The 19,109-nt window shown below is 35.4% G+C and carries 12 protein-coding genes; 4 read left to right on the top strand and 8 right to left on the bottom strand.

Going from position 1 to position 19,109, the window contains the following annotated elements; all coding sequences use genetic code 11:
* The first annotated feature begins 86 nt into the window (after positions 1-86).
* The 3 genes from ACFQ1K_RS03815 (at position 87) to ACFQ1K_RS03825 (ending at position 5,239) form a co-directional block, all read left to right on the top strand.
* A complete protein-coding gene (locus tag ACFQ1K_RS03815) occupies positions 87-2,615 on the top strand; it encodes a TonB-dependent receptor domain-containing protein (protein WP_320555084.1) in 2,529 nt (842 codons plus the stop codon).
* A 70-nt stretch (positions 2,616-2,685) separates the two neighbouring features.
* Complete coding sequence (locus ACFQ1K_RS03820) at positions 2,686-4,575, top strand: DUF294 nucleotidyltransferase-like domain-containing protein (RefSeq protein WP_320555085.1); 1,890 nt, start codon at positions 2,686-2,688, stop codon at positions 4,573-4,575.
* Between the two features lies 1 nt (position 4,576).
* Positions 4,577-5,239, top strand: coding sequence for a 3'-5' exonuclease (locus ACFQ1K_RS03825; protein WP_320555086.1), 663 nt, complete (start codon positions 4,577-4,579; stop codon positions 5,237-5,239).
* A gap of 87 nt (positions 5,240-5,326) precedes the next feature.
* Here the strand turns inward: ACFQ1K_RS03825 and ACFQ1K_RS03830 are convergent, their stop codons facing one another.
* The 4 genes from ACFQ1K_RS03830 to aceB all read right to left on the bottom strand — a co-directional run bounded on the left by ACFQ1K_RS03830 (position 5,327) and on the right by aceB (position 12,658).
* Positions 5,327-8,263 carry a fibronectin type III domain-containing protein gene (locus ACFQ1K_RS03830; protein ID WP_320555087.1) on the bottom strand — a complete coding sequence of 979 codons (2,937 nt, stop codon included), beginning with the start codon at positions 8,261-8,263 and terminating at the stop codon, positions 5,327-5,329.
* Positions 8,260-9,096, bottom strand: a complete 837-nt coding sequence (locus ACFQ1K_RS03835; RefSeq protein ID WP_320555088.1) for a tetratricopeptide repeat protein — start codon at positions 9,094-9,096, stop codon at positions 8,260-8,262. The genes ACFQ1K_RS03830 and ACFQ1K_RS03835 overlap by 4 nt, the downstream gene beginning before the upstream one ends.
* A 254-nt stretch (positions 9,097-9,350) precedes the next feature.
* Positions 9,351-10,982 carry an isocitrate lyase gene (locus ACFQ1K_RS03840; RefSeq protein WP_320555089.1) on the bottom strand — a complete coding sequence of 544 codons (1,632 nt, stop codon included), beginning with the start codon at positions 10,980-10,982 and terminating at the stop codon, positions 9,351-9,353.
* A 77-nt stretch (positions 10,983-11,059) separates the two neighbouring features.
* Positions 11,060-12,658 carry a malate synthase A gene (gene aceB / locus ACFQ1K_RS03845; protein WP_320555090.1) on the bottom strand — a complete coding sequence of 533 codons (1,599 nt, stop codon included), beginning with the start codon at positions 12,656-12,658 and terminating at the stop codon, positions 11,060-11,062.
* Positions 12,659-12,778: 120 nt separating this feature from the next.
* On the opposite strand from aceB, the gene ACFQ1K_RS03850 reads away from it, so the two are divergent.
* Positions 12,779-14,257 carry a helix-turn-helix domain-containing protein gene (locus ACFQ1K_RS03850; RefSeq protein ID WP_320555091.1) on the top strand — a complete coding sequence of 493 codons (1,479 nt, stop codon included), beginning with the start codon at positions 12,779-12,781 and terminating at the stop codon, positions 14,255-14,257.
* Here ACFQ1K_RS03850 and ACFQ1K_RS03855 read toward each other — a convergent pair whose 3' ends face one another.
* From ACFQ1K_RS03855 to ACFQ1K_RS03870, 4 genes are all read right to left on the bottom strand, one after another.
* Positions 14,258-14,914 (bottom strand): HAD family hydrolase, encoded by a 657-nt coding sequence (locus ACFQ1K_RS03855; RefSeq protein ID WP_320555092.1) that lies wholly within the window; start codon positions 14,912-14,914, stop codon positions 14,258-14,260. It abuts the gene before it with no gap.
* Positions 14,915-15,040: 126 nt separating this feature from the next.
* The gene (gene acs / locus ACFQ1K_RS03860; RefSeq protein WP_320555093.1) at positions 15,041-16,948 is read right to left on the bottom strand and encodes an acetate--CoA ligase; all 1,908 of its coding nucleotides are present in this window, start codon (positions 16,946-16,948) and stop codon (positions 15,041-15,043) included.
* Positions 16,941-18,854 (bottom strand): acetate--CoA ligase, encoded by a 1,914-nt coding sequence (locus ACFQ1K_RS03865; protein ID WP_320555094.1) that lies wholly within the window; start codon positions 18,852-18,854, stop codon positions 16,941-16,943. The genes acs and ACFQ1K_RS03865 overlap by 8 nt, the downstream gene beginning before the upstream one ends.
* Complete coding sequence (locus ACFQ1K_RS03870; protein ID WP_320555095.1) at positions 18,851-19,078, bottom strand: hypothetical protein; 228 nt, start codon at positions 19,076-19,078, stop codon at positions 18,851-18,853. The genes ACFQ1K_RS03865 and ACFQ1K_RS03870 overlap by 4 nt, the downstream gene beginning before the upstream one ends.
* Between the last annotated feature and the right edge of the window lie 31 nt (positions 19,079-19,109).

Consider the following 19,109-nt stretch of genomic DNA (forward strand, 5'->3'; position numbering starts at 1 on the left):
TGAAAATCCGTATTTCCCTTTAACATAAGATTAACCAATAGCTCTGCAAGTAGAAGTACCTTTGCGAAAAACACTAACTACTTGTTATGAAATTAAATTTACCTCTATTAGTTATTTTTTTTCTATGTGCTTCGTTGACTTTTGCTCAAAAAGAAATCAAAGTTGAGGGTAAAGTTGTTGAAGAGGGCACAAATATTCCCCTTGAATATGCTACAATAACAATTAAATCAGTTCCAGACAATAAGGTTGTAACTGGCGGAATTACCGATATTGATGGTAATTTTGAATTAGACATAAAACCTGGTACCTACAATATTTATGTGGAATATATTTCCTACCAAACAAAAGAATATTTAAACAAAATCCTAAATAGTTCTATAAACCTTGGTACCGTAAGTTTAGCACTTGACGTTGCATCCTTAGAGGAAGTTACTATTGTAGCTGAAAAAACTACGGTTGAGGTCAAATTGGATAAAAAAGTCTACAACATAGGACAAGATTTAACCACTGCAGGTGGTACGGTGAGTGATGCTTTAAATAATGTACCTTCTGTCTCTGTTGATATCGAAGGTGGTATAAGCTTAAGGGGGAATCAGAATGTAAGAATTTTAATTAATGGCAGGCCATCTGCACTTGCAGGTTTTGGCGACACCAATGTTTTAAGTCAATTACCTGCAGAAGCAATTGAGCGTGTCGAAGTTATTACTTCACCATCTGCCAGGTACGACGCTGAAGGAACGGCAGGTATTCTCAACATTATTTTAAGACAAAAAGAAACACTTGGTTTTAATGGTTCATTCAACTTTACAGTGGGTAATCCAGATAATATCGGACTCAACTCTTCCATAAATTACAGAACTGAAAAGTTTAACATATTTACTAATTTAAGTTGGCGTTATTTCGACGCCCCAAGAACAAGTTTCACCGATGTGGATTATTTTGACCGAGAAGTTGATGGAAATATCATAGAACCTGAGTTTAGAAGAATTATAGAAGACCAAGATGTGGAACGTCTTAACAGAAATTATAATGCCAATATTGGTATGGAGTATTTCATAGATGAGTCCTCATCTATTACAGGTGGCTTGTTTTACAGGTTGGGTAGTGATGCCGATTTATCCTTAAATAGCAGTGAACGCTTTAATGAGGGAATAATCGTAGAAGAAACTCTAAGACGTGAAAAAGAAACGGAGCAAGATAACAGTTATCAAATCACCTTAAATTACGTGAAACGTTTTGGTGATGACAGCGACCATAAACTTACAGCCGATTTTCAGTATGCCAATGACGCCGAGGACGGCTTTACCAATCTAACTGAAGACTATATTACGACCAATCAAACAGATCCTGAACCCTTTCAGCAAGAACAAGAATTCACGGAGGAAGTTCAAAACGAATATTTAATTCAAACCGACTATGTCTTGCCACTAGGTAAAGACTCACGTTTCGAAGCTGGATATAGAGGCACCTTTGAAAACGAAGTCACGGATTACAGATTAGAGCAGGAAGATATTAGCACAGGTAATTTGGTAGTCAATGATACAATTACAAATGTTTTCGATTATGATGAAAATGTGAATGCAGTATATACACAATATGGGTCTAAGTTTGGTAAGTTTTCTTTTCTATTGGGACTTCGATTAGAACATACACAGTTAAAGGGCAAAATTGACTCTAGGTTAACAAATGAGGAGTTAGTAGAAGCTTTTGGCTTTCCGATTCAAACCAATTTTGATAATAATTACTTGGGGCTCTTCCCAACCGTCAACATCATATATAATTTAGGAAACAACGTTTCCGACGCTGAAGAAAGTATAACACTTGGTTACAATAGACGAATCAATAGACCTCGAGGTTGGTTTATAAACCCTTTTCCGACGCGATCCAGTAGAACTAACGTGTTTCAAGGAAATCCTAATCTACAACCAGCCTTTGCTAGTGCCTTTGATTTAGGATATTTGAAGCGCTGGGACGAGTTTACCTTAACTACCTCTGTATACTATCAGTATGAAACTAATTCTTTTGAGCGTGTCCAAGAAAATACAGGACAACAAACTACTGACGGTATCGATATTATTAGAACCATTCCTATAAATTTATCCACAAATGCCAGAACTGGAGCAGAATTAGGTATTTTGTATAATCCTGCTAAGTGGTTACGTCTAAATTCCAGTTTTAACTTCTTTCAATTTGAAACTGAGGGTGAGTTTAATGGTGTAGATTACAGTGCTAAAAATACGAGTTGGTTTGCCAGATTAAGCTCAAAGGTTATTTTGCCTTGGAAAATAGATTGGCAAACCAATGCCAATTACAGGGGTGCCATTCAGGATGCCCAATCAGATACTGACGGGATTCTATCTATCGATTTAGCTTTTAGTAAAGAACTTTTTGACAATAGCCTAACCCTTTCGTTAAACGTTAGAGACTTGCTCAATTCAAGACGACGTGAATCAGTTACTACTACCGACTTTTTTAGACGTTTTAGGGATTCTCAATGGCGTCAAAGACAAATTAACTTCTCTATTATATACAGATTTAATCAGCAGATTAACAAACGAGAGCGTTCTAGAAACGGAAATGGCAATGGTGATGATTTTGAATTTGAAGACAAATAAACTATAGCATTTTAGCAACAAAATGACCTTTATTATCCAGTAAGGGTCTTTTTTTGGTTAAATTGCTTCTGTGAATACTATTGCAGAGCGTATATATGATTATTTAAAAGGGTTCCCCCCTTTTAATTTATTGACTAGAAATCAACTTTTTTCTATTTCTAGTTCTGTAGATGTTATGTATTTGGAGAACAATCAATTTGTTTTTGAAATTGGTCAGCCGGTCTCTAATCAATTTTACGTTGTAAGGGATGGTGCAATAGGTTTATTTAGAGACAATAATAATTTGGTAGACAAATGCGATGAAGGAGATATTTTTGGACTTCGTGCCTTACTTCGCAAGGGCAAATACAAACTCAACGCCAAAGCCATTGAAGAAAGTATTGTATACTGTATTTCACTGGAGAACCTAGATACTTATATTACTCCTAATACTGATGCTAGCCAATTTCTAATGGCAAGTTTTGCTTCAAACATTAGGACCAGAAATACAGAGGAGGACGACTTTTATCAAGCCCTACAACAATCATCTGAATACACTTACCTACAAACAGCTGACTATTCTAAAAACCCTATAACCTGTAGTACTGAGACCAGCATAAAAGAAGCCGCCAACATCATGACAGAAAAGCATGTTGGCTCTATTATAATTGTAGACCAAAAAAAGCCTATAGGCATTATTACCGATAAGGATTTAAGAACAAAAATTGCAACAGGAAAATTCACTATAAATCAAACGGTATCGGCAGTAATGTCTTCACCCGTTATTACTTATCCCGAAACTATTTCAGTTGCTGAAGCTCAAATTGCCATGCTTAAAAATAAGATAACACACCTGTGTATTACAAAAGATGGCACAAACCAGTCTGAGCTTACAGGTATTTTATCAGAACATGACATCATTGTACTCAGAGAAAATAATGCTTCATCCCTTATAAAAGAAATTAAACGCAGCCATACGGCACTAGAGCTTCAAAAAATAAGACAACGCACCCAAAAGTTGGTGGAACGCTATCTAGAGCAAGACATCCCAATAGATTTTATATCAAAACTAGTATCTGCAATAAATGACATCATAACTCAGAAAGTTATTGAATTGAGCATTGTAAAAATGAAAGTTAAGCCTCCTGTCAAGTTTACTTGGTTAGCTATTGGCAGTCAAGGTAGACAAGAACAATTATTGATGACTGATCAAGACAATGCGCTAGTTTTTGAAGATGTTAACGAAACCAATTTCGAGAAGGTAAAGTCATACTTTTTAAAACTATCAAAGTATATCAATAATGATTTGGAAACTGTTGGATTTGAATTATGTCCAGCCCAAATGATGGCTAACAATCCTAAATGGTGTAAATCGGTTTCTGAGTGGTCAAAACAATTTAAAAGTTGGATTACCACACCAGATCAAGACAACTTAATGCTTTGCACTATTTTCTTTGATTATGAGCACGTTTATGGAGACGTGGAACTTGTGAATCAATTGTCTGAAAGCATATTTAAAAGTATTGAAAATCATGATATATTTTTAACATACTTAGGAAGAAATGCATTGCAAAATCCACCGCCTTTAAGCTTTTTTAGGCAATTTTTGGTAGAAGATGATGGTGAGCATAAAGATCAGTTTGATATTAAAGGGCGTGCAATGATGCCCCTTGTTGATGCCGCGCGACTCTTAATACTTTCCCACAATATAAAAGCCGTAAATAATACATTTTTACGTTACGAAAAGCTAATGGAATTAGAACCTCAAAACAAGGACACTTATTCATTTTGTATAAAAGCTTATAAAGACCTCTTAACCTTTAGAACCAAACAAGGCTTAGCACATAATGATTCAGGTAGGTTTATAGATTTAGAATCCTTAGACAAAGGAAATCGGCTTCAACTAAAAAGAAGTTTCAAAGCTGTCAAAGAAGTACAAGAACTCATAAAGGTTAGATTTAAACTTTCTCAACTGCTCTAAGATGAATTGGTTTAAACGTAAATCTTATCCTGAATTTTGGGAAGTGTACAAAAGTAGTTTCCAAAGACGTCAGGCGCAAAATATTGAAGAAATACGATTCGTTGTTTTTGATACTGAAACCACAGGCCTAGATACTAAGCATGATAGAATTTTATCTATAGGATGTGTAGCCATAGAAGGTTTAAAAATTAAAGTTTCGAACCAGCTAGAATTATATCTAAAACAGGAAAAATTTAATGCAGATACTGTTAAAATACATGGCTTACTTAAAGAAGGTAAATTATTGAAAGTTGAAGAACCTGAAGCGGTCAAGCTATTTTTAGAATACATAAAAAATGCTGTTCTAGTGGCTCACCATGCTGCGTTTGATGTAGCTATGATTAATACCTCTCTTAGAAGAATTGGTCTACCAAAACTAAAAAACAAGGTCTTAGATACAGGTCATATCTTTCAGAAAACCAAACTCGACACTAGCAAAACACATTTCGGTTTGGATGAATTGTCCAATAGATTTAAAATTCCGCTTCACGATAGGCATACTGCTTCTGGTGATGCCTACATTACGGCGTTATTATTTTTAAAGCTAATTTCCAAACTGAATAAAAATACTGAACTAAAAGTAAGAGACTTGGAAAGAACTCATAAACGTATTGGATTGTTATAACTTTCGTTTAAATTGACTTTTACATAAAACAAAAACACATCCTAAATTGGATGTGTTTGTAAACTTTTAAAAAGTTAAATTATATTTTTAGTTGATGATTACTTTCTCTGTTCTTACCGCACCAGACACATCTAGTTTCACAATATAAACACCTGATTGTAGTGCCTCAACATTTATTGAATTTGTATTGCTTCCGCTTTCCAATTTTCTAGTCATTACTAATCTACCTTGCAAATCATAAAGATATAATTCGGCTGACCCAGTCAACTTACCATTTATATTCAGGTAATCAGGATTAGCAGTTGTAAAAATTTGTAAACCATTAATTATGTTAGTATCATTCGATAAAGTCGAAGGTGAAAAATGCAGAAAGAACCTACCAGTACCATTTATATCCTCGATTGCAGTAAAGCTGTAAGTATTTGAATTTAATAAAGTGAAGGTATTCGCTAGATTATCTTCAAGGTATATATTAATATCCTCGGATAAGTCACTTTCAAAAATATTAACATTGATGTTATCACCAGCTGAAGCATTTATTCCCAGAGGGACAACAACACTATCCATATCATCAAAAGACAAACATTGAATAGCAAGGTCTACACCAATATTATCGGCAACTAAATGGGAATACAAGGAAAAATCAGCATCACTAGCATCTAAAGAACCAGCATCATACCCGATGTCTAACCCTGAAGAGCAATTATCTGAAAAATAAAAATCTGTATCATAGTTACCTGATGCATTGGCAATTCTCAAACTTAAATGAGAAATTGAATTATTTGCACTATTTCTGCCCAAAATAAAATCATCTGTTCCATTTAACGTTCTCATTTCGGGTGTAAACACTAAATTATCAACCCCTCCAGATCCATTTGAATAAACAAAAAATCCTTGGCCAGGGGCAATATTTTTCCCTACATTTTGAACATTGTTGATAATCGTCCAAATACCCGTACCGTCAGTACTGTCATTATAACCATAAACCGCATTGTAACTTGAACCTAAAACGTCGTTTCCTGTTGAACCATTTTCACTGATAAACGTTTGAGCATCGATATAACTGGTGTATGGATTTCCTACTAAATTCCATGGACTCGATGCTCCAACAGAAATTGTAGTACTTACATCTCCAATTTTAGCATTTCCTGTAAACACCACAGGGCTACCATTAACCGTTGCTGCTCTGTATCCCTTGCCAGCTTCTAGTGAAGTTGTTTCATTGACAACGATATCATAATTCTCATAACTTCCAGATTCATTATTAAAAGGTGCAAAAGCTCTGAGGTTATTTAGTGCTGCTAAGTTTTTATTCCAATCAGCAAAGTCACTAAATGATTCCATAGTACCTTCGGTCACTGGAGACGAGATTAGATCGTTTCCACCGCCTGCGGACGACCCTATTTGGTTAACATAACGCTCATACCGCACTCTTCCATTAACAATACTTGTTGATGAGGGTATTAAACTTGAATATTTATTAGACTCTGATTCTATAACAATACTTTTAGCCGTTAAACTGACACCTGGGTCTACACTTAGATTTCCATCTGGATTAACAACAACAGTATTAAATGTTGTATTGGCATTAATATTCGCTTCACCAGAAATCACTACCAAATCTTTCATATCAGTAGATACACCGTTTGGGTCATTTCCATCTTGCCAGCCATTATCATAGACATAGTCTGGGCCTTTATGGATAGTAAACTGATCTTCAATAACACCGAAACGATTTAAAAATTTCATTGAAAGAGTATTGCCTTCTACCTCTAAAATTCCTGTACCAAATTCAGATACTCCATAATATATCGCATTGTGGTCTAATTCACCACCAGCCACACGAGATGCTGTTGCATTGACGGAATATACAGTGCCAATTCCTGCATCATCACCAACTGTAGACTTACTATAAGCCCCATCACCACTTGGTTTTCCGTCACCATCTCCATTAGGCCCTACTGCATGGGTCGCAAAATCAAAAGATGCAGATTCACCATAATGACCATTAATGAAGTAAGATCTTTCGTAGACTTCACTATGGCCAGCTATGATTAGATCTATACCGTTGGCTTCCAACATTGGAACAATATTCTCACGCATTTCTTTTAGCTCAATTTCTGCAGGAAGACCATTGAATTGATCACCTTCTGAAGTATGATAGCCTTTTGAATACGGAGGATGATGCCAAATACCAATGACCCATTGCTGTGTTGTGTTTTGAATATCATCTAAAGCCCAGTTATACATAGCAGCTCCTACGGACCTGTCTTCTTCAAAAGAATTTAACACAATAAAATGAACATTACCATAATCAAATGAATAATAAGATTCTGTACCTGACGCTACACCACCAGACTCACCTAGTGTTGGAAAAGTAAAAATGTCATAATATGCGCCTATCGGTGCAGATGTATTATTAACGTATTGACCATCTATATTACCAATGGTAGACCAAACAATTGAGTTTTGTAATTTGTCATAGTATGTATTAAACATGTGGGTTTGAAATTGAGCATCGGTTCCCTTCGAGTCTGCATTATCTCCGGTTAAAATAATACCATCTGTAATATTACTTCCTATATAAGTATAATATGCATCACGAACCTCGGCTGCTGCTAATAAATTAGAGCTAACACCAGCTTTACCAATACCTCCAAGAATCCAAAATGTATAAGGATCAGTTGAGCCAATTGTGGGATGGGTTTTGAAATAATGGTCAGAATCGTTAGCCAATAGACTACCACCTGAACCAATTCTATAATAATAAATCGTTCCTGATGATAAGCCGGTTAGCGTCACTTCATGCTCTGTTGTTAGGGTGGCATCACTAAATGTTGAAAATGAAGAAAAATTTTCATCGATACTGTATTCCACGATTGATGAATCATCTATATCTGTTCTCCACTTTATTGTCACACCTGTTTCAGTACCTTTCTGGAGATAGGGTAGCCTTGTTATCGTCTGCCCAAAAGCAGATATTACGGTCAATAAAAAAAGCAATAGTATGTAAATTCTTTTCATCTAATTCTATTTTTTAAACTCGATTTTTTCAATTGTAACTCAGAATAAAATTCCCTCATAAATTTAGCATTCCTTATTCTATGTGGTAATTTTTTAAAATTTTCCTCAGCTTGTGTTATGGAGATTTCTGCTTCATTAAATAATTCTTTATGAATCTGTATATCTGCAAGCCTTAAAAAAGCACGTTCTTTTCTATTACTCATCTTAATCACTTTTTCCTGAAACTTTATCGCTGAATTAAAGTCTTTTATCTCTATGTAATTTGAAATAAGCTGATCATATAAAACAATGATATCTCCCAATTTTTCAAGTCCTTTAAGGAGTATGGATTGAGAACGTTCAAAACAATCCATTGTGTTAGCGGCACGCCAAGCTTGAGAAGCATATAAATAATACTCAGGAAAAGTTACTTTTGAATTATAAATGACTTCCTCGTATAATAGTGCGGATTTCTTATACCCCCCTTTTTTAAAATAAATATCAGCCAATAACTTTAAAGCTCTAACATTAATCGATTCTTTTCGCAGGATCCGCTTTATAAGTCTTTTGGATTTAGAATACTTCTCTAAGTGATAGTTACTTTTGGCTATCAGAAAATCCTGTTCAGCACTCTGAAGGCCTAATTTTTTGGCATTTTTAAAATCCTCTAGACTATTTTCGTAATTGTTATGTTGGTAATAAAGTTTTCCTCTTTTGAAATATAATTTTGCACTATCAGGATTTTTCTGAATTTCTTCTGTAACATTAGTTATGCGTTTATGTAAATCACCATGTGCTCTGCTGTTTAAGCTCGATAATAAACAAAATAATATGAAGAGATATCTTAATTGCAAAAGTTTTTAATTGTTTGGGGTATTAATAGCATACCAAAAGAAATGAAAATTTAAATAGAGGATAAAAAATTTAGATAAAAAGTAAGATTACCTGTTTAAATACAATCTGTAATAAAGCGAACTATTTGAACATACTTAAACCACTAATCTTCAAATTGTTAAAATAAAAAAACACATCCATTGCCGAATGTGTTTTCATCTAACTAAATTAATGAACAACTGATTATTATCAGAGTTTTCGAATCATGATATAATTAAGCTACTACACTTAATTTTTTATGAATTTTGGTCTTATCATCATATAATTTAAATTGGTTTGAAGTGTTCTTTTTACCTCCAGCCTTTAAAGCTTTATCGCCCGCAAAGAAAGATTTGTGATCATCACCCAGATCGGAACCAGCCATTCTTTGATGTTTCACACATGATACTCCTTTTCTAATTTCTTGACGCTGTACATCTCTTACGTATGTTAGCATTCCATCTTTTCCAAAATAGCCTTTCGTTAAGTCGTTCATATGCAATGCTGTTGTGTGATATGTTGGTAATGTAATTAAGTGATGAAAAATCCCCGCTTCTCTTGCACCATCCATTTGGAAGGTCTTAATTTTTTGATCTGCTCTGTAACATAATTCAGTTCCATCATATTCAGCACTCATTAGGTTATTTCTATCATAGGCTGTCATATTTTCGCCTTCAGCTAACATTTCTTCATAGACCTGATTTCGGAAATTCAACGTCCAATTAAATGAAGGTGAATTATTATAAACTAGTTTGGCATTTGGTACAACTTCTCTCACCCTGTTAATCATGTGAGCAATTTGCTTTACGTTTGGGGTCGGTGTTTCAATCCATAACAAATCTGCTCCATTTTGTAAACTAGTTATGCAGTCCAGTACAACTCTATCGATATTAGACCCTTCTTTAAATTTGTACAAACCATTTGGTAATCTTTTTGGCTGCACAAGTTTACCATTTCGCTTCAATAATACTTCACCTTCTTTCACCTCTTCTATCTTTACTTCTTCGGCATCTACAAAAGCAAGATACTTAGAAGCTATATCACCTGGTTCTTTACTAACAGGAAGTTTTTGCGTTAACCCTGCACCTTCAGAATCTGTACGTGCTACTATGATACCATCATCTACACCTAACTCTAAAAACGCATAACGAACTGCATTAAGTTTTGCAATAAAATCTTCGTGTGGAACAGTTACTTTACCATCTTGATGCCCACATTGCTTGGCGTCAGATACTTGGTTTTCTATTTGAATAGCGCACGCACCAGCCTGAATCATCTTCTTTGCTAGTAAATAAGTAGCTTCTTCATTACCAAAACCAGCGTCAATATCAGCAATAATTGGTACAACATGGGTCTCAAAATTATCAATCTCATTTTGCACATCCTCGCCATTTGCATGTCTTCTAAATAAATCATTTAGCTCAATGGCATCTGCTTGTCTAAGAAAATCATATATCTCTTCAATTAACTTAGGCACAGCCGTTTTCTCATGCATAGACTGATCTGGTAAGGGACCAAATTCTGAACGTAAAGCAGCAACCATCCAACCAGATAAGTATAAATAGCGTTTACTTGTTGTTTTATGATGCTTTTTTACAGCTATCATTTTCTGCTGTGCCACGAAACCATGCCAACACCCCAAGGATTGCGTATACTTTGAAGAATCCGCATCATAGTCCGCCATATCTTTTCGCATAATAGCAGCTGTGTATTTTGCGATATCCAAACCTGTTTTAAAACGGTTTTGAATTGTCATTCTTGCTGCATTTTCTGGGTTAATAGCATCCCAACTTGTACCAAATTTTGTTTTTAAATCTTTAACAGTCTTCAAGGCAGAAGCAAAGTTTGATTGTGGTAAATTTTTCATAATTTTGAATTGTATTAATGATACTTTAGATTTAATATAGATCCCGTGTAATGTTGCCGCATTAGCGGGATTTTTTGTTATAATAGTTTATAGGCTGAAAGTGTTAAGAACTCCTCAAAGTTTGGTTGTGTCACTAAGCGTTTAAAAAGATTGATAGCATCGCAAAACTTGGTAGCCTTAATTTTGCCCTCACCTACTTCTCTAATAATCTTTTCAACTTCATCATCAAAAATAGAATCGAATAATTCTCTGTTAAACTGACGTCCGTCCTCAATAAACGCTTCATTTTTTAGCCATTGCCAAACTTGTGTTCTCGATATCTCCGCTGTTGCTGCGTCTTCCATTAAGTTGTACAACGCTACTGCACCAAATCCACGCAACCAAGCTTCCATATATAAAATACCTACATTGATGTTTTTTCTTATTCCTGTTTCAGTTATGGTACCTTTTGGCAACTCTACCAAATCGGCTTCGGTAACCGTGATATCTTCACGCTTTCTGAAAATCTGATTTGGAGTTGGCATGTACTTATCAAATTCCTTCATGGCCACTTCCACTAAAGCTGGATGTGCCACCCAGGTACCATCATGCCCACTCTTAGCTTCACGCTCCTTGTCCATTCTAACTTTTTCTAGAGCTTCCGCATTAGCTGTTGGATTATTTTTAATAGGAATCTGAGCTGCCATTCCTCCCATAGCATGAATACCTCTTTTGTGACAACGTTGTATTACTAAATTAGAATATGCCGCCATAAAAGGGGTTGTCATGGTTACTTGATCTCTATTGGGTACTATAAAGTTTTTGTGATTTCTAAATTTTTTAATGTAGGAAAAGATGTAATCCCAACGACCGCAGTTTAATCCAACAATATGGTCTTTAAGTTCGTATATAAATTCATCCAGTTGAAAACTTGCTGTTATGGTTTCAATAAGCAAGGTGGCTTTAAATGTGCCTTGAGGCACTCCTAGATATGCTTGTGAATATTCAAAGACTTCGTTCCACCATCTTGCTTCTAAATAATGTTCAAGTTTTGGTAAGTAGAAATAAGGAGCACTTCCTTTGTCTATAAGTACTTTACTGTTATGGAACACATAAAGTCCAAAATCAAACAAACTTCCTGACATTTGCTCACCATTAACCAATAAATGTCGCTCATTAAGATGCAATCCTCTTGGTCTAACCAACAGCACAGCGGTTTCGTCATTGAGCTTATAATGCTTTCCTTTTGTATTATCCATTATTTCAATATTGCCGTTGTTGGCATCTATCAAATTTTGTTGTCCTTCCAAGTTATTTTTCCAACTTGGTGCATTGCTATCCTCAAAGTCCGCCATAAAGGTTTTAGCACCAGAATTTAGAGCATTAATCACCATCTTGCGATCTACAGGACCGGTAATCTCTACGCGTCTATCCAATAAATCATCTGGTATAGGTGCAGCAACCCAGTCTGATTCCCTTATACTTTTAGTTTCAATAGGAAAAGAAGGGAATTTGCCAGAATCAAAAATGGCTTGTTGTTCTTTTCGGTAATTAAGCAATAAAAGTCTTTTATCATTAAATTTTTCGTGTAATGCCGATAAAAATGTTAGAGCCTCTTCGGTTAAGATTTCTGGATAGACGTTCTTAACGTCTTGTAATAATTTAGTTTTTTCCTGATGTGTAACTGAAATTTGCATATCCTATAGATTTTGATGAAACAATGTTACAACGTATTTTTGAAAAAAACAAGCGAACGTTCGCTATTTTTATTTTTTCGCTAATAATGTATATTCGCAAATAATACTATATTTGTGACTATGGAACAGGATTATATTAAGTTAATTTTTGGTTTAAAATTAAAGCAAATCCGCACAGATCGTGGGCTTTCGTTATTTGGACTTTCTAAATTATCAGGATTGTCAAAATCCTATCTTAATGAAATAGAAAAAGGAAAAAAATATCCTAAACCGGATAAAATTGCAGCGTTATCTGAACATTTGGAAGTGCCTTATGACGAATTAGTTTCCTTAAAACTAGACAAGAACCTCGCCCCTATTGGTGAGATTCTGCAGTCAAAATTATTAAAGGAAATTCCATTAGAATTGTTCGGTATTCAAGAAAGTACGCTAATAGATATTATATCTAATGCACCTGTTAAAGTCACTGCTTTTATTAGTACCATCATTGAAATTGCCAAGAATTACAACTTTAGTAGAGAAAACTTCTTTTTAGCATCAGTTAGATCTTTTCAGGAAGCCAACTACAACTATTTTGAGGATATTGAAACTGCGGTATTAAAATTTGCAAAAACTTATCATATTGACCTATCCAATAAAATAACGTCCCAGGAATTAGAAGATATTTTGGTCGAAGAGTTTGGTTACAGCATTAATAGCCATGAGTTAGAGGAACATAGCGAGCTGGATAACCTCAGATCTATTTATGTACCTAAAACAAAAACCCTTTTAATCACCAAAAGTATTGATGATGCCCAACGTGCTTTTGTTTATGCTAAGGAATTAGCATATAACTTTCTTAATATTACAGAACGCCTTTATACTTTTTCCTGGATTAAATTTGAAAGCTTTGATGAGGTACTTAACAATTTCTATGCTTCGTATTTTGCCGGTGCCTTAATAATTCCCAAAGAAAGTATTGTCGCAAACCTAAAGCAGCTATTTGAGCAGCAACACTTTAAAGCTGAAGATTTCGAATTGTTACTTAGTAAATATAATGCCTCACCGGAAAGTGTCTATCAAAGACTCACAAATATCCTCCCGAAGGAATTCAAATTAAAAAATCTATTCTTTTTAAGATTCTCTCACCAACAAGGATCTGATAAATTCTCTCTAAATAAAGAACTGCATCTCGAAAAACAGCAGTCTCCTCGAGCAAGAGAAACCAATGAACATTACTGTAGAAGATGGGTATCTATAAAAGTATTGCAAGCTATAAGCGCTAATAATTCCAATCATGAATTTTCTATGCAGATTTCAGATTATGTGGCTGAGAATAAGAAATATTTAGTGCTAGCTTCTGCAACCAAGGACCCTTTCAAACAAAACAGCTACAGAAGTATTTCTATTGGCATAGAATTAAATGCTCAATTACAACGAAAAGTAAACTTTGTAAACAATAAAAGTATTGAAAGCCCTCATGTTGGTGTTACCTGTGAGCGCTGCGGCGTTATAAACTGTAGTGTGAGAAAATCTCCACCTACAATACTAGAATCCATGAACAAAGAGTTGAAAACTTCTCAAATAGTTAAAGAAATTACCAAAAAATATAGCCAATGACTAAACTAGCTTTCTTGCCTTTTCATAATCAATTTCACTGAAGCTTGATATGACCATATCTGCCCTTGAATAATCTTGGTGGGATGAATGAGGACTTTGAAAACCTACGCAAAATATATCAGCAGATTTTGCGGCATCAATACCGTTTGTTGAATCCTCAATAACCAAACATTCGGATTTCAAACAACCAGTGTGCTCATAAGCTTTTAAAAATATTTCTGGATGCGGCTTGGACTGTTTTAAATCTGCACCACTAAATTTTCCCATAAAATATTGATTTAAATCAAATCGCTCAAAAATTCGATTGATGTTTGGCATAGATGCTGAGGAAGCCACTACCAATTTGACTTCATTAGAGTAATAGTCTTTTATGATATCTAAAACACCATCTATTAAAGCTAAGTCCGAATCATTTTCAAATAAACTTTTAAAATGCTGTCGCTTTAGTTTTACTAATAATTCTGGCACTTCCCTTAGTTGAAAATGATTAACCAATCGTCTGCATATATTTATCGTAGACTGTCCGGTAAACGAAGCATATAAATCCTCATCAACATTAATGTTAACATCAGAAAACATTTTAAAATATGCCTTTCTATGTAATGGCTCAGTATCTACAATAACACCATCCATATCAAACAAAACAGCTTTCAACATTGTTATTTTAGTTTTTGCAAAATTAGAAAAGCATATTATAAGAGCCTATTTTACAAATAAAAAATCCCAAACTCCATCGCACACATTTTTTTAGGAATTTGGGATTGGAAAATTAAATTTTAGAAATCACAATACGTTATCCATTATTTCCTGAACAACCTCTGGATTCAATAGGGTACTTGTATCCCCAAGGTTACTTGTGTCTTTCGATGCTATTTTTCTCAAAATTCGTCTCATGATTTTTCCTGATCTCGTTTTTGGCAATCCAGTAGTAAACTGAATTTTATCCAGCTTGGCAATTGGCCCAATTCTATCGGTTATCAATTGATTAATTTCTTTACGAACATTATCATGATTTCTATCCTCACCCGTATCTTTTAAGGTAATGTAACCATAAAGGGCGTTACCCTTTACATCGTGTGGGAAACCAACAATAGCAGATTCTGCTACAGCATTATGTTCATTAATTGCATCCTCAATAGGTGCCGTACCCAAATTGTGACCAGATACGATAATAACATCGTCTACTCTACCGGTTATTCTATAGTACCCTACTTCATCCCTTAAAGCACCGTCACCTGTAAAATACATGTTTTCAAAAGCCGAGAAATAAGTATCCTTGTACCGTTGATGATTTCCCCAAATCGTTCTCGCCATAGATGGCCATGGGAATTTAATGCATAATCGACCATCAACCTGATTTCCTTTTATTTCTTTACCTTCTTCATCCATTAGTGCAGGTTGAATCCCTATAAATGGCAACGTTGCATAGGTTGGTTTTGTCGGTGTAGAAAACGGTATTGGTGTAATCATAATACCTCCAGTTTCAGTTTGCCACCAAGTATCTACTATAGGACTCTTCTTTTTACCAATATTGTCATTATACCAATGCCATGCCTCTTCATTTATGGGCTCTCCGACAGAACCTAAAACTTTCAATGAAGACAAATCATATTTCTCGACCAATTCGGTACCATGTTTTGCCAAAGCGCGTATAGCCGTTGGAGCTGTGTAGAACTGATTGACTTTGTGCTTCTCTACAATGTCCCAAAAACGACCAAAGTCAGGATAGCTTGGTACACCTTCAAACATTACAGTGGTAGCACCATTGCAAAGTGGTCCATAAACAATATAACTATGACCTGTAATCCAACCAATATCCGCTGTACACCAATACACATCATCTTCACGATACTGAAAAACATTCTTGAATGTATAGGCAGAATACACCATATAACCACCTGTCGTGTGTAGCATTCCTTTTGGCATGCCAGTAGACCCTGAAGTATATAAAATGAATAAGGGATCTTCAGCATCCATAACCGTTGCTGTTAAATCATTGTAAGCTTCATCTAACAGTGGTTGCAACCATTCGTCTCGTCCTTCTTTCATATTAACTTCCGAGTTAATACGTTTGGCTACCAATACAGATTCAACTCCTGGACAATCTTCTAAAGCCTCATCAACTATCCCCTTTAAATCAATCGTTTTAGCACCTCTATAAGAACCATCCGAAGTTAAAACCATTTTTGCATCACAGTCATTAATACGTGTTGATAATGCTGTTGCGGAAAACCCTGCAAATACTACAGAATGTACCGCGCCAATTCGCGCACAGGCCAAAACTGAAACCGCCAATTCAGGTATCATTGGTAAATAAATACATACACGATCCCCTTTTTTAATTCCCTTTTCCAACAGCACATTAGCAAATTTGCAAACACGTTCGTGTAGCTGCTTATATGTGATATGCTCAGCAGGTTCATTAGGGTCATTGGGCTCAAACAAAATAGCTGTTTTATCACCTCTAGTATGCAAATGTCTATCGATACAGTTTTCAGTGATATTTAATTTAGCACCTTCAAACCATTTTATTTCGGGCTTTTTAAAATCCCAACTTAAAACGTTATCCCATTTTTTTCTCCATATAAAGTGTTCCTCAGCAATTTCCTCCCAAAATGCCTCTGGATTTCTTACCGATTTCCTATAAACTTGAAAATACTCTTCAAAATGTTTAATATGATAATTACTCATGATTGATTATGTTTTTGTGTATACCTATTTGATTTTTTTTGTAAACGGATTCGATTTCTGAAATAATCGTAACATCCTCTATAGTTGATGGCACGTTGTATTCCAAATCATCTGAAATATTCCTCAACAATTTACGAAGAATTTTACCAGAGCGCGTTTTGGGCAATCGCTTAACCACCAGCACATCCCTAAATGCTGCTACGGCACCTATTTCGTGCCTTACATCTTGTATGATTTCTTTAGAAATTTGATTTTCATCCTGTTCGTCCCCTGTTTTTAAGACGATTAAGCCCAAGGGTTTTTGACCTTTTAAGTCACAATGAACTCCAAAAACAGCACATTCTGCAACCGCATGGTGTGAAGCAACTATTTCTTCCATTTCTGCGGTTGATAAACGATGACCTGCTACGTTAATGATATCATCAACTCTACCTGTGATAAAGACATAACCATCTTCGTCCTTATAGCCTCCGTCTCCCGAAAAATAATAGCCAGGAAACTTATCCAAATAACCAGACTTGAAACGTTGTGGATTTCCCCAAAGATTTAATAAAGTACCTGGTGGTAGCGGAAGTTTTGCTGCAACATAACCCTCTACACCTGCAGCAACCTCTTTTCCTTCTTCATTTAATATTTGAATATCGTATCCGCAAACCGGTAGAGATGCTGATCCTGGCTTTACCGCCATGAGCTCCACTCCGACCATATTAGTCAGCATAGGCCATCCACTTTCGGTTTGCCACCAGTGATCTATTACCGGAATTTTCAGATGCTGTTCTGTCCAACGTAAGGTTGCAACATCACAACGTTCACCCGCTAAAAATTGATATTTAAGACAACTTATATCGCTTTTATTAATGAACTCACCATTAGGATCTTCTTTCTTTATCGCTCGGATGGCTGTAGGTGCCGTGAACATCACTTTGACGTTATGCTCACTGATGACACGCCAAAACGTAGAGGCATCAGGAGTTTTAATTGGTTTTCCTTCAAATAGAACGGTCGTATTTCTATTAAGTAAAGGACCATAAACTATATAACTATGCCCTACGACCCAACCTACATCACTTGCTGCCCAATAGACATCACCTTCCTCGACACCATAAACATGTTTCATAGAAAATTTAAGAGCAGTGGCATATCCACCAGAATCTCTAATAATACCCTTAGGCTTACCTGTTGTACCAGATGTGTACAAGATATAAAGCGGGTGATTTGATTCTACTTCAACAGGTGCAACAGCTTCTGATTTTGAAACTAATTCACCATAATCAACGTCTCTATCTTGATGTGGAATTTCAACTCCTAATTTTCTATCATAGACTATAACCCGTTTAGGTTTAAACTCAGCCAAATTAATAGCTTCATCTACAAACGGTTTATAAGGAATAATTCTTTCGATCTCAATACCATTTGAGGCTGTAATTATAGCCTTAGGCTTGCAGTCATCAATTCGTATTGCTAACTCATGTGGAGCAAAACCTCCAAAAACAACCGAATGAATAACACCTAGTCTAGCACAGGCTAACATGGCATATAAAGCTTGAGGAATCATTGGCATGTATATAACACATGTATCCCCTTTTTCTAGTCCAAGGGACTGAAGACCCCCTGCCAATTTAGAGACCTCTTCGTGTAGTTTATTGAATGATATGTGCTGTTTTGTCTGTGTTACAGGGGAATCATAAATAATAGCATTTTGATGTCCAAACCCATCTTCAATGTGTTTATCGATGCATAAGTAACTAACATTTAGTTTTCCGTCTTTAAACCATTGTGGATAATTGTATTGATCCAATCCTAATATGGTTTTAGGCTCTTGAAACCAAGCCAAACGTTCAGCCTGCTTTTTCCAGAAGTGTTCAGGCTTCATTATACTTTCCTGATACATGTATTGATAGCTCATGGCTCGATTTTTTTTGAATTAAACAAACCAAACCAATTTGGATTTAAAACCTTAAGCTTTATAAGAGCCCAAATTATAACCACAAAACAAAGGCCCATGACCATTGATTCCAATGGACCTGTAGCAGTTTCACCCTCAAGTTTAAAACGGAAATACAAGGTTACAATAACGTAAACACTGATAATGATATCAGACGCTAATGCATTTATTCTAAGACGTTTCATTTTTTTAATACTTTAATTAAACATTGTTTGT

The sequence above is a fragment of the Winogradskyella aquimaris genome, assembly GCF_042676105.1.
Classification (GTDB): domain Bacteria; phylum Bacteroidota; class Bacteroidia; order Flavobacteriales; family Flavobacteriaceae; genus Winogradskyella; species Winogradskyella aquimaris.

Excerpts from the sequence above, each read along its gene's own strand:
- ACFQ1K_RS03815 (WP_320555084.1), top strand. The coding sequence starts at position 87 with ATGAAATTAAATTTACCTCTATTAGTTATTTTTTTTCTATGTGCTTCG.
- ACFQ1K_RS03825 (WP_320555086.1), top strand. The coding sequence starts at position 4,577 with ATGAATTGGTTTAAACGTAAATCTTATCCTGAATTTTGGGAAGTGTAC.
- ACFQ1K_RS03830 (WP_320555087.1), bottom strand. The coding sequence starts at position 8,263 with ATGAAAAGAATTTACATACTATTGCTTTTTTTATTGACCGTAATATCT.
- ACFQ1K_RS03840 (WP_320555089.1), bottom strand. The coding sequence starts at position 10,982 with ATGAAAAATTTACCACAATCAAACTTTGCTTCTGCCTTGAAGACTGTT.
- aceB (WP_320555090.1), bottom strand. The coding sequence starts at position 12,658 with ATGCAAATTTCAGTTACACATCAGGAAAAAACTAAATTATTACAAGAC.
- ACFQ1K_RS03850 (WP_320555091.1), top strand. The coding sequence starts at position 12,779 with ATGGAACAGGATTATATTAAGTTAATTTTTGGTTTAAAATTAAAGCAA.
- ACFQ1K_RS03855 (WP_320555092.1), bottom strand. The coding sequence starts at position 14,914 with ATGTTGAAAGCTGTTTTGTTTGATATGGATGGTGTTATTGTAGATACT.
- acs (WP_320555093.1), bottom strand. The coding sequence starts at position 16,948 with ATGAGTAATTATCATATTAAACATTTTGAAGAGTATTTTCAAGTTTAT.
- ACFQ1K_RS03865 (WP_320555094.1), bottom strand. The coding sequence starts at position 18,854 with ATGAGCTATCAATACATGTATCAGGAAAGTATAATGAAGCCTGAACAC.
- ACFQ1K_RS03870 (WP_320555095.1), bottom strand. The coding sequence starts at position 19,078 with ATGAAACGTCTTAGAATAAATGCATTAGCGTCTGATATCATTATCAGT.